Raw genomic sequence first — 12,198 nt, forward strand, 5'->3', positions numbered from 1 at the left:
ATGTCTTACCGGAAACTTTTTAAGGAAAGAGGTCTAAAATGAAAAGAGGTTTGAGGGTATTAACTGTTTTAACGGTGTTTATATCAGCTTTTGCCGCAGAGGGTTATACAAAAGATACCGGCGAGGGGTTAACTCAAGAGCTGATTCACAAACTCGAAAGTTCGTTAGTGCTTAATCCTCAAACACGAGCTCTTATAAACGCGGTTTCCAACAATGATTTAAAAGAGCTTACATTTAACAGAGAGTTTCACGGCAGGCATGATGATCTTTTTAGTGACAAGATTAAGACAAAGGGGATTACGGATCAGAAAAGCAGCGGAAGATGCTGGCTCTTTGCCGGATTTAACGTGATGCGCCCGGCGGTCATGGAGAAATACAATCTGCCCGAATTTGAGTTTTCAGAGAACTATCTGTTTTTCTTCGACAAACTTGAAAAGGCAAATACCTTCCTGGAAGCTGTAATAGAATCAAGGGGAAAGGATATAGATGACAGGGAGCTACAAACCCTTCTAAAAAACCCGGTTCCGGACGGAGGCTGGTGGAACTATGTGGTAAATTTGACTGAGAAGTACGGAACGGTTCCGAAATCAGTAATGCCGGAAACTAATAATACAAGTAATACGAGAATGATGAACCGGCAGCTTAACAGAATGGCCAGATCTTTCGCCGCTCGGATAAGAGAATCCGCCTCAGAGGGTGTAACTGAGGATGAATTGAGAGAGCAAAAGACGGAGATGCTGAAGAAGGTATACAGACTGCTTGTTTTGAATATGGGAATGCCTCCGGATGAGTTCACGTGGCGGATAGAGGATAAGGATCAAGAGATATTCGAAAAAAACTACACGCCTCTTTCTTTTTACAGAGAAGCTGTTGAGGTGGATTTAAAGGAGTATATATGCCTGCTCGATCATCCCGCGCACGAGTATAACAAACTTTACAGGATACGTTACTGCAGGAATATGTCTGATCTTTCTGATATGGAATTTATCAATCTTAAGATAGGCAGGTTGAAAGAGTTTGCTCTGGACGCGGTGCTCAGCGATGAGCCGGTGTGGTTCGCGGCTGATGTGGGTAAGGCTAACGATACGAAAAACGGCATTCTCGCTACCGGAGCTTATGATGAAACCTCTCTGCTTGGAACGGGGGTGGGGATGACAAAGGCAGAACGCGTGAAATACCGCGAAAGCATTCCCGGTCATGCTATGGTATTTATCGGTGTTGATTTAAATGAAGATGATTCACCGGAGAAATGGCTTGTGGAAAATTCCTGGGGAACGGATACTGGAAACGACGGTCTCTGGACGATGTATGACGAGTGGTTTGATAAATACGTCTATTCGGTAATAGTCAGAAAGAGTCATGTCCCCGGCGATGTCCGTAAGATTCTTGAGACAAAGCCCGAGATCCTCCCGGCCTGGGACCCTATGCGCGGAGCTTTTGATCGATAAGGATTAATTGACATTCCAAATGGAGCTATACAATGAAGAACTGTCCCTTTTGCGGAGAACAGAAGGTTCTTCTCGAAAATGATCTTGCGTACGCTATTTTCGATAAGTATCCAGTTTCTCCCGGGCATATTCTCGTAATTCCTAGGAGGCACCACGAGACCATCTTTGAATCAAACGACGAGGAAATAACATCCATTTTTTCTATCGTCCGGCAAGCAAGGGATTATCTGGCTTCAAAGTACGACCCCGACGGTTATAATATAGGAATTAATATCGGAAGAGCCGCCGGGCAGTCGATAAAACACCTTCATCTGCACGTGATCCCGCGCTACAGAGGCGACAGGCGATTGACCAAAGGAGGTGTGCGAGGCGTAATACCTGACAAGCAATCGTATTGATTTTATTCCTTTCTGCCGGGAATATATGATATATCACGCGGGGAATGTTTAAAAAATAAGCCGGATAAACGAAAAGATGATAAAAACTAACTGGGGGAAAATACAGATAATAGGGGTTGACAACTTGCAGTGGATTTTGATAGAATAATGGTTGTGCAGTGTAAATATAGTTTGATGAATTTGGAATGAGATTCCTAAGGGAGTAAACTTGATGAAGAAAGCACCTAAAGAGAATAATGGTAGGAATTATTCAAAACCTGAAGTAAAAAAGCATGAGAATCTTAAAGATATCACGCTTCTTTCTTTTTCGCCGCCTGAGTCGACATATGATATTGATAAACAATAACTGAACATAATTAATAGTTTAGTTAATAAGATCATTCAGGAAGCAAGTTGTGTTGAGGCTTGTTTTAGCGGGTGATTGCTATCTTAAAACGGGGGGATTTATTTTGTTTAGAATCAGCGATAAAGTTGTCTTCAGAAAGGTTGAAGACAAAATTGTTCTTATAAACCTCGAGACCGGTTATTATTATTCACTTAATGAAATAGGCGGATTTATATTTAACTCTATTCGAGACGGCAGTGACCCTTCAGACATACTGCGTGATATTAAGACAGATTTTGATGTTTCAGAAAGCAAGGCCGAGGACGATTTTAATAATTTCATAGAAGAACTTAAAAGAGAGGCGATTCTTTATTCTGCTTAGAGCGGCCGTAATTTGATGATAGAGAGGTTAATTGCAGTTTCATACTGACATCAGAATAAATAGATTTTCCGTTCGGGTAAAATCCGATGACGAAAGGGTCATCAAGTCTTTATCTGAATGGATAGATTCCGATATTTTAAGAATCCATAGAGATAAAATAATCGATAAAAGAATATTCCCAGAGATCAGATTCCATTCTGATTCTATCCCTGAAGAACTGCCGGAGCCGGATGAGGCGCGTCTAACCGCTTCTTTTGAAGATATAGATTTTTATTCCTATGAAGATTTCACACTTCTGGTGATAGGCGGAAGTTCTATCATAAGGGTCGAAAAAGAAAGTCCTATTGCAACGGGATATGTATCTAAGCGGCATCTGGAGTCGCCCTGGATACTGCGGCACAGGATAGTTTATCTTCCGGTCCTGGAGATCCTCAGAAATGAAGGGGCTTATTATATTCACGCCGGCTGTGTTACAAAGGGTAATAAGTCTGTTCTGCTATGCGGCGGCAGTGGAGGCGGAAAATCGACACTTACTTACGCGCTGAGTCTATCGGGCTTTTCCTATATGTCGGATGACGCCGTATTTATAGAGAATAACGGTGATAAAATAGAACTATTTTCATTTCCGGAGAGGTTGAAGTTAAGCGCGAAAAGCTGTTCCTTCTTCCCCGGGTTTGAAAAATACATCGATATTGCCGGTAAAGCAGAAATTCCGGTCGAAGAAACAGGGATAGAAAACGTTGCCGTGAGCGGCGGTCCCCACGCGCTGATTTTTCCGGAGATATCAAATGCTTCAGAAAGCAGGCTTCTTGATATTTCCAAAGAAGAAGCTTTTCTGCGATTAATTAGACAGAGCATCTCACTTACCTGTAATAAAGGTATCGAAGAGCATCTTGATCTGCTTAAGGAACTGACTGAAAAGTCATTGTGCCGCAGACTTGAGTTTGGAAGAGACTTTTCCCGCCTGCCGGAACTCTTTAGCGACGGTCTTTTTGACCGGTCCTGATATTCAATAATGCTAACAACGTTTGGAAGTGAATATAGTTTTCTAAAAGGGACTGCTGTTTTAGCGGGCAGGCTGGTTTATTATTGTTCCTGTCTGGTCATCTGCCGTTTAGTTTTATTGCATGTTTATAATCTTTTCGGCTTCAGGCTAAAAAAGAGGTTATATGGTTCTTAATAATGACACAATGTGCCGTCTTTACGGGTCTGCCTGAATGCCAGATTGAAACAGATAATACTTACAGGCAGAAAGATCACAATAAAGATAATGAGTGAATACGCTTCGTTGTGAAGCTGAGACAGTGAATGTCCTTTCAGCAGGGCGAGTCTTATTCCCCTTAGCGAATGTGTTATCGGGAGCAGTTGCGCGAGTTTCTGGCACCATTCGGGAAGCACTGTTATGGGGTAGAAAACCCCTCCCAGAAATCGCGATAAATGGTAAAAGAGCCAGTTAACGGGTGTTCCCTTCTTAAAGACAAGTATGAAACTTCCAGAGAGAATTCCAAGAGAACTGAACGCCAGTATTGTAAGCAGCAACATTACAATAGCGGCAAAATAATTCGGATTGCCGAGATTCGATTCAAAGAAAGCAAATCCGAAGATGAGGTATGCTATAACGTGTATCGAAGCGAACAGAAAGTTCCACAGTGTCTGGAATATCAGGATCGTCGTGAATCTGGTTCTTGTTACGAGAACCGCCTCCAGCGTGCCGGTCAGCTGGGCGTTGCGTATAGAGCTGGAAAAGCCCTCCAGTCCGACATTAAGATAGCTCGAAAAAGCTGTTCCAATGAGCACGAACGAGAAATAATTTCCTCCGTATGGCTGCAGCTGAGTCGAAACGGCAGGGTCGATAAGCTTTGCGAGAAAATAATATACGAGAAGACTGAGCCAGATGCTTGACAGCTTGAAAAGGAAATGAAGTTTGTAGCTTATCATAGTGATGAATTCCTTCTTCATCACGGCAAGCGCTTTCCTTAAGATCATTATAGCTCGGGTTCTATTTGATTTCACCGTTTTTCTCCGTTTTATTATTTACCAGAAGGAGATTGAATATCTCTTCGAAGGGCAGTTCTCCGCTGACACCGTGTTTTTTCTCAACAGAAGAACTGATCTCTTCGAGCGTACCTTTGATGATCGCTTTTCCCTTATTCAGTACCAGAATTCTCTGACAGAGATTCTTGATGTCACTGACTCGGTTTGTGGTGATAATTATTGTTTTGTTTTCATCTTTAGCAAAGCTTTTGATTAGTGATCTGAGTTTAAACGCCGAGCCGGGGTCCAGCCCCCTTGTAGGTTCGTCCATAAAGATAACATCGGGGTCGGCGAGGAGAGAACGCGCTATGGCCATTTTTTGTTTCATGCCCGATGAATAATTAAGAAAACGCTTATCTGAGGAATCCTGGAGTTCGAAACGCTCAAAGAGTTCACTTATTCTCCGCTTTGCCGTGTCGGGTGGTACTTCCAGAAGCTCCGCGAAAAAGTTTAAGTTCTGCCTGCCCGTCAATCTCCAGAAGAAGCTTCTCTCTTCGCTGAGGCAATAGCCGATCTTTTCCAGGACTTCTCTTCTTTCCTTTGCTACATCGTGGCCGTATACAAACGCCTTTCCTTTTGTTGGAGTAGTAAGGGTACACATGATTTTTACAGTAGTGGTTTTGCCCGCTCCGTTAGGTCCTATAATCCCGAATATCTCGCCCTCTCTAACCGAAAATCCGATATTATCCAGTATGAGTTTTTTCTCGCGGGTGAATTGAAATTTAAAAATCGATTTTATAGGAAGGGGTACTGGGTAATATTTTGTTATATTTTCACATCTTACAATAATTTTGCCGGTCTTCGAATTGTTTGAAAAGTCAGACATATTATTTACGTTTCTCTTTCCCAGCGGGCCGGCTGCTAATCTTGGTTCATATCAATTTGAGAGTCTAATCTTTTTTCGCTGAAAATTCCACCTTGAACAATAAAACCGAGAAGACCGGAGAATGTCAACACTTTAAACAGAAGGTATAATTTTTTGATGAATGCGCCCGATTTGCTTTTCTTCTTATGTAAAAATGAGTAATAAAAACTTTCGTGAAGCATATTCTGGTCGGGGAATACCAGACGATACAGATATTCTGACCGGTGTTTTATGCCACTTTTAAGAATAAAGGTAATTACAATTTCATGAATGTTTAAAAAAGGGGTCCAATTCCAGAGAAGCCCTCTCGGGTAATATGTAGTTAACGCGAAGTTTTTTAAGAAGCACCCAACTCTAAAATTCTCTGCGAGATCCTCTGGTACAAAGTTACCGAAGAGCGATTCGGAAAGTGTGATCGCAATTTTAAGTTCTTTTTCTGTTTCGCATTTACCCGCCCAGCTTAACGCGTAATTTAACCCATTTCTATCGAGCAGGAGTGTTAACTTTTTTATTTCAACAAGGTTTCTTAAGTTTAGAAATGACAGATAAGACAGGTGAACGCTCATATGCCATAATGTGTGTTCAAGACAGAGGGTTTTGATCTTATGACCGAGAACTTTTATAGAAACAGCTTTTTCTTTCAGGGTATCTATGTCCATAGTACTTCTTCTTTTTGGATCCAGAAGGGACCAGTGAAGTTCTATTACACTGTCCATCTGTTTGCCTCTGGTAAAGATTAAATGGAAATGATATTTTTTATATTCCCCGATAGATTTTACACCCGAATAAATCCTGTACCCTCTTTGCTCAAGAATTTCCGTTGCTTTGTCGATTTCTTCGGGATCTACAAGGATATCTGTATCCCGGGAAACCCTTATTCCGGGATCGCTGTAAAGCAACTTTGCCAGCGCGACACCTTTAACTACAACAGGTCTTATGCCATTCCTTTCCATGATTTTCAGTATCTCTACAAGTTCTGTCTCCTTTTTTAAGTATCTTGCCTGAGCGAGAATATATTCTTCTTTAAGTCTCGCAGAGACATTTGCTGGAAGCGAGTCTATCTTTCCGATATCTAAAAAGAAACGGTAGGCTTCAGCGAGACTGTAGTGATATTCAGCCAGTCTGATAAAATATTTCCAGTTGAAATTGCCTTTAATCAAAAAATCAATTTTAGTTATGATCGGATTGACATTTGACGCGGATTCTGTAATAGAACCGGCAATAATCAGAAATACCTTTTCTTCTGGTCTTAAATTCTTCAGTCGTTTTTTCATTCTTAATCAAACTGTGTTTTTTTAAGTTTTCCGTAATCTATATCTGTTCGTTCTGTTCCGTCTTGTGATTCAGTCTCAGGTATTGAAAAGAATAATGAAAACTCTTCTACTTTACCGTCGGGCTCCATGTATGGTTTGCCGTTTAAGGAAAGCCAGCTGTGTCCTGTCAGATTACCGTCTTCCCATTTGACGCCGAAATTTATTATAACGGGCTGACCGTAATAACGCAGGAAACGGAAAAGAAGAAGACTTCTTTTTAAACATGAATATTTAATACCGATCTTAGTTAGGATAAGCTGAATTCTTCTGCATAGATAAATAACTCTCTCCAGCGTCAAAGAATTGTCGGGATAATGTGTTTTGCCGGGAGTTATAATGGATACAAGCTTGTGTATTTTAAATATTTTGATCATAAAGGGTAGAATAAGCATGAATGAAAAAATATGAAGGACTAAAATAGACTCTCTCGAAGAGGATAGTATCGAAGCTATATTTTTTATTCTCATTATTCCTCGTAAACGGTAAATTTACTGGTTTCTGAAGAAATAAAGTGTTCAACCATAATATATGTTATTGATATTTTTTACAAGCACTGGCGGACAAATTTTGGAGTTTCCCCAATTTTTATAACCTATAAGGTAGTCGATGTTTTGTAACAGTATGCGGCTGATTGATATTTTCAAAATCGTTGTCGGTTTCCCCGGCGAGGAAATCGCTGGCTCTGCACCTCGGGCTCGCTCTTTCTGCCCCTTCGGGCCAGAAATCCTTGCCCGCTCGCCCTCCGGAGGGTTTTGAAAATATCAATCAGCCGCCTTAAATAACGTTAATGGACTTATTCCAGTTGTTTTATACGGCAACTAATTCTCAATTCACAGTTTAATGGATTCATTGCTAAATTTTTGGGGAATGTCCTGCTAGCGGGCAAATCAGGTAGTAAATATCATTTGACCGGACACTTCCAGACCGGAAATTCAAAGCTTCGATAAAGCATTTTAGAACATTCTTAAAAGGCAGATTTGTGTAACGTTATTGTTACAATTCTATCAGAATATGATTATTCCGCAACTTGTTAGTAAAACTCATCTTGGCTAAATCATAAACAAATACACTGTAACATTTATGTTACATTTGACTGCGGAAAGTAAATTACTTCGTTTTTTGTTGCTGTGTAAGAGATGTTATAACATCGGGTTATAAAATATATTTACTTTATACCTTACTGGAATGGTTAATGCAATTATAAATGGGAAAATTGAGATAATAGAAATTAATTCCATCAGGGGGCTCCTAATGGTGTGAGTTACTATCCCGCGAAATAACTCAAGTGTAACGCCGACGTGGAGTAGAAGGGGATCCTCCGGACGTAACGTCCGGAGGATTTTTTCTGTCCAATTTGTGATTCGCGTTAAATTTGATTATATTGCCTATTACCTGATGAATAATATTAATTTAAAATAGGGAGGTAATCTAACATGGAACCTTTGACAAAGGAGACCTTCCAGGAAAAGGTCTTTAATTTTACTGAGAACAAAGAGTGGAAGTTTGAAGGGGAGCTCCCATGCGTTATCGATTTTTACGCGGACTGGTGCCAGCCATGCAAGATAGTTACTCCGATATTGGAAGAACTGTCGGAGGAATATGAAGGTAAGATAAATATTTATAAGGTAGACACTCAGGATCAGCAGGAACTGGCGGCAGCGTTTGGAATTCGCAGTATTCCCTCTATATTGTTCTGTCCCAAAGATGGTCAGCCTCAAATGGCAGCCGGGGCATTGCCAAAAGATGCTTTTATAAAGGCATTTAAAGATGTTCTAAATGTAGAATAACAAAACCCGCGACCAAGGAAAAATCACTCTTGATGTGACACTTCTTTTCCATGTGAAACCAGTGAAAACTATGAATTTATACAAGAGTATTCCCGCAACTGATAACTGAGTTGACACTGTCTCGCAAACTGTTTTATAATCCCCCTATTGATTAATCGAGCTGTTATCATTCCTCTTGAAAAGGTGTTTGATCTTGAAAGAGATTGTAAAAAGGATTATGGAAACAGAGCGTGAGCTCAACGGAGATGTTGAAAATGCTCGTAATCGTTCTCAACAGATCGTCAGAGAAGCGGAAAAGAAGAGCCGGGAGACAGTAGAAGAAGCCAAGCGGGAAGCCGCCGCCAGATCTAAGAAGATCATAGATAAGATTAAGAGAGAGGCGGGCGAAGAAAGAACAAAGCAGGTGGAAAGCGTTAAGAAGAACAGCTCTGATCTTATTTCAAAAAAATCAAACGAAATAGAAGAGGTGACCGGCCGGATAGTAGGAATCGTGACGGGTACAGTAAAATAACGATCCTATCTTATTTTTTTCTGGTTTGGAGAAATGTTCATATAAGATGGTTTTTAAACCGATTAACAGATACTCCCTTGTAAATGCCAAGGTAAGAGCCAGGCTCAGCACTCTTCTGCCGGGCGAGGTGATAAAACGCCTCACTGAAAGTGCCGGTGTTGAGGAATTCTACAGTGGGCTGTCCGGCACGATCTACGAGGATGTTTTTTCCAGTCCTGAAATCGCGATTGATCCCAGGATTGCCGAGAAATTATTACTTGAGAAAGAAATAGCTTGGAATCTAGAGCTTATAAGTGATCTAAAGGATGAAGTTAGAGAGCTTGTTTCTCATTTTCTTGAAAAATACGAAATTGAGAATATTAAAAATGTTCTCAGAATCAGGGTCGGAACAGGGGCGGAGGATAATTATCAATATATTCCCGATATCAAACTTCCGAATTCAATTCCGTACGTAGAGTTGATAGAGGCTTCCACTATGGAAGACGCTTTGCTGCTTCTTGAGGGAACTCCCTATTTTTCTCCAGCCTTTGCGGCTTTGGATGATTATAGGGAGAAGAAAACGCTTTTTCCCGTGGAGACTGCTCTGGAGATTGATTATTATCGCAGACTGCGGGATAAGGTCGAAAAACTCGATAGGCGGGACAGGAGAATAGCTCGAAGGCTGATAGGAATCGAGATAGATCAGAAGAATATAGATTGGCTGATTCGCCTTAAATTCTACTACGATATTCCTGCCGCCGATCTGCTTGATTATAATATACCGGGAGGGAGTTCACTCGACAGTTCAAAATTAATCAAAATCTTTAAATCCCAATCTGTCGAGGAGTTGCTCTCCGCGGCTCTTGACCAGTATTTCGGAAAAGCCTCCGAGCTTTTTGCAGGCAAAGTGGGAAAAGGCAAACTCTATATTCTTGAAATAATCCTCTGGAATTACCTGGTAGGTGAGGCGAGGAAAGCTCTTGGAGGATTTCCCTTTACCGTGGGGACGGTTCTGGCTTATTTGATTCTTAAGCGAGCTGAAGTAAGAAATCTTATCACTATATTGAACGGCAAGGTGCTCGGGATGAACAGAGATAATATCGAGGAGCATTTAAGGGTTTTATTTTAAGGCAGTTGTATGTTTACACCAGAAAATATGCATCAGATAAATGTCGTTATCTTTGAGTCGAGGCTCGATGAAGTGGCCAGAGCCATAACGCGTCTGGGTATTCTTCATCTCGTAAGGCTTGATGAAGAAATGCCGTGGACGAGAGAAATCAAGGATTATGACGCTCCAGATAAGAGAGGAGAGATAGGAAGGTTAAGAGATCGTGTTTCAGTGTTGATGAAAGAGCTGGCTGTTGAAAAGGTTCCCTTCGCGCGCGGTGATGAATATATCGAAGAATTCTCTGATAGTAGTCTTGAAGAAATAGCAGGCAGACTTGAAGGGCTTGAATCAGAGTCGGAGGAACTGATAAAAAAGCGTAAAGAACTCGCCGTTCGCCTCAAACAGCTTCAAAGCATTTTCAGCCAATCCGCTCCGCTTCTCCAGTTGGGGATAATGTCGCCTGATGAAAAATACAGATTTTTAACTGTTCGTTACGGCATTGTAAGCCATGACAATATCGAGTACGTAAATGAAGAAATATCCCACCTTGCCGCGGTTGCCATGACTCTTGAAAGAAGAGGGAAAGAAGATGTGATTCTCCTTATCGGGTTGAAGAAGGACAGGCTCAAACTGAAACGGATTCTTCGTGAAGCGGCCTTCAGGGAAATCAAGATACCCTCTGATAAGGATGTCGCTGCCGGCACAGAGGTTATGACTGGAGGGATGCGAGATAAAATAGACGTAATCGAAGAGGAAATAAGCAAGATCAGATCAAAGCTGGAAGAGATTAAAGAGAAGAATGCTTCTTTAATTACACGATATTACCAGCTGCTTAATGTGGGAGAGCTGTTTATAAAGGTGAAGGGGTATATGAAGAAGACAAAAAAGACATATCTCTTCTCCGGTTGGATTCCCAGTTCAAGAAAGGAGTTCGTAAAAAGCGAGATTCTGAAAGCGGCTGGGGGGCAGGCAATAATTGAAGTTATAGCGCCTGAAGAGATTACCGAGGTTGAGGGAGGAAAGGTGAATGTCCCGGTTATGCTTAAACACCCGAATTTTATGAGGCCATTTGGGATGCTTGTTTCAAGCTACGGAATACCGAACTACAAGGTGATAGATCCCACTTTTCTAGTTGCCGTAAGTTTTCTGCTTATGTTCGGTATCATGTTCGGAGATATTGGACATGGGGCAGTGCTCTGTGTTATAGGATGGATTATGGGATTTCGCGGCAGAAAGAAAGATGTAAAGGAAAGGCCGTCGATCCTTGTGGGAAAACTCGCCTTCTATTGCGGGATTTCGTCGATAGTCTTCGGCGTTTTATTCGGAAGTGTTTTCGGACTTGAACAGCTGATTCCCGGGTTATGGCGGAGACCGATGGATAACGTAATCTATTTCTTTAAAATAGCCATCTTCTTCGGAGTTGCCATGATAAGCGGGGGTATTGTGCTTAATATCATAAATGCGGTCCGGAAGAATGATTTCAAAGCTCTATTCTTCGACCATGCCGGTGTTGTAAGCGCGGCAATGTACTGGTGCGGAATTGCAGTCGTTTCCGCCTTTCTGGCGGGCAGGCCTATTCCTGTCAGGCTTCTCGTGATCGGGATAGGGGGACCTCTCGTATTGATCTTCCTCAGAGAGCCGATCTTCGCCGCCCTGGGAAAAAGAAAACCCCGTTTCGAAGAGGGAGTCTTTACATACATAATGGAAACTGTTATTGAGATAATGGAAATTGTTACTGGATATCTCGGCAACACAGTTTCATTTATCCGCGTTGCCGCTTTTTCCCTTGCTCACGCCGGGTTGTTTGTAGCAGTATTCAGTCTTGTGGATATGGTCAAGGGCGGCAGCGGAGGTATTTTTTATTCAGCATTGATACTTATTCTAGGTAATGCTGTAATTATTGCTCTTGAAGGACTTGTGGTCACCATTCAGGCTATTCGTCTGGAATACTACGAATTCTTCAGCAAATTCTTTGTAACCGGGGGAGTTGAATACAAACCGATAGGTTTCGAAGACAGTTCCCTCCGGTCGAGGTGAAAGGAGAAATA

Annotated in this window: 13 protein-coding genes; 9 read left to right on the forward strand and 4 right to left on the reverse strand. The window is 41.6% G+C overall.

All coding sequences use genetic code 11. From position 1 onward, the window contains the following. Positions 1-38: 38 nt before the first annotated feature. From U5O15_00415 to U5O15_00435, 5 genes are all read left to right on the forward strand, one after another. Positions 39-1,448: a C1 family peptidase gene (locus U5O15_00415; GenBank protein ID MDZ7859125.1), complete on the forward strand. Its 1,410-nt coding sequence runs from the start codon at positions 39-41 to the stop codon at positions 1,446-1,448. Between the two features lie 32 nt (positions 1,449-1,480). Beyond that, complete coding sequence (locus tag U5O15_00420; GenBank protein ID MDZ7859126.1) at positions 1,481-1,846, forward strand: HIT family protein; 366 nt, start codon at positions 1,481-1,483, stop codon at positions 1,844-1,846. A 211-nt stretch (positions 1,847-2,057) separates the two neighbouring features. Continuing rightward, complete coding sequence (locus U5O15_00425; protein ID MDZ7859127.1) at positions 2,058-2,192, forward strand: hypothetical protein; 135 nt, start codon at positions 2,058-2,060, stop codon at positions 2,190-2,192. Positions 2,193-2,295: 103 nt separating this feature from the next. Then, positions 2,296-2,553 carry a PqqD family protein gene (locus tag U5O15_00430; GenBank protein ID MDZ7859128.1) on the forward strand — a complete coding sequence of 86 codons (258 nt, stop codon included), beginning with the start codon at positions 2,296-2,298 and terminating at the stop codon, positions 2,551-2,553. Between the two features lie 31 nt (positions 2,554-2,584). Next, the gene (locus tag U5O15_00435) at positions 2,585-3,559 is read left to right on the forward strand and encodes a hypothetical protein (protein ID MDZ7859129.1); all 975 of its coding nucleotides are present in this window, start codon (positions 2,585-2,587) and stop codon (positions 3,557-3,559) included. 170 nt (positions 3,560-3,729) lie between these two features. On the opposite strand, the gene U5O15_00440 is transcribed toward U5O15_00435, so the two are convergent. From U5O15_00440 to U5O15_00455, 4 genes are read right to left on the reverse strand one after another with little or no spacing between them, the layout of a single operon-like run. Beyond that, complete coding sequence (locus tag U5O15_00440; protein ID MDZ7859130.1) at positions 3,730-4,566, reverse strand: ABC transporter permease; 837 nt, start codon at positions 4,564-4,566, stop codon at positions 3,730-3,732. Beyond that, positions 4,553-5,413: an ABC transporter ATP-binding protein gene (locus tag U5O15_00445; GenBank protein MDZ7859131.1), complete on the reverse strand. Its 861-nt coding sequence runs from the start codon at positions 5,411-5,413 to the stop codon at positions 4,553-4,555. Before U5O15_00445 ends, U5O15_00440 begins: the two co-directional genes overlap by 14 nt. Positions 5,414-5,448: 35 nt before the next feature. Next, positions 5,449-6,726 (reverse strand): nucleotidyltransferase family protein, encoded by a 1,278-nt coding sequence (locus tag U5O15_00450; GenBank protein ID MDZ7859132.1) that lies wholly within the window; start codon positions 6,724-6,726, stop codon positions 5,449-5,451. A 2-nt stretch (positions 6,727-6,728) separates the two neighbouring features. Then, on the reverse strand, positions 6,729-7,232 hold the full coding sequence (locus U5O15_00455) for a lasso peptide biosynthesis B2 protein (GenBank protein MDZ7859133.1): 504 nt from the start codon (positions 7,230-7,232) through the stop codon (positions 6,729-6,731). Between the two features lie 966 nt (positions 7,233-8,198). Here U5O15_00455 and trxA point away from each other — a divergent pair. The 4 genes from trxA to U5O15_00475 all read left to right on the forward strand — a co-directional run bounded on the left by trxA (position 8,199) and on the right by U5O15_00475 (position 12,187). After that, a complete protein-coding gene (gene trxA, locus U5O15_00460; protein MDZ7859134.1) occupies positions 8,199-8,552 on the forward strand; it encodes a thioredoxin in 354 nt (117 codons plus the stop codon). A 193-nt stretch (positions 8,553-8,745) separates the two neighbouring features. Then, a complete protein-coding gene (locus tag U5O15_00465) occupies positions 8,746-9,063 on the forward strand; it encodes a hypothetical protein (protein ID MDZ7859135.1) in 318 nt (105 codons plus the stop codon). Positions 9,064-9,109: 46 nt separating this feature from the next. Next, positions 9,110-10,171, forward strand: coding sequence for a V-type ATPase subunit (locus tag U5O15_00470; GenBank protein MDZ7859136.1), 1,062 nt, complete (start codon positions 9,110-9,112; stop codon positions 10,169-10,171). A 27-nt stretch (positions 10,172-10,198) separates the two neighbouring features. Continuing rightward, positions 10,199-12,187, forward strand: a complete 1,989-nt coding sequence (locus U5O15_00475) for a V-type ATPase 116kDa subunit family protein (protein MDZ7859137.1) — start codon at positions 10,199-10,201, stop codon at positions 12,185-12,187. The last annotated feature ends 11 nt before the right edge of the window (positions 12,188-12,198 follow it).

This window comes from Candidatus Krumholzibacteriota bacterium, assembly GCA_034520215.1.
Classification (GTDB): Bacteria; Krumholzibacteriota; Krumholzibacteriia; order Krumholzibacteriales; family WJIX01; genus JAGHBT01.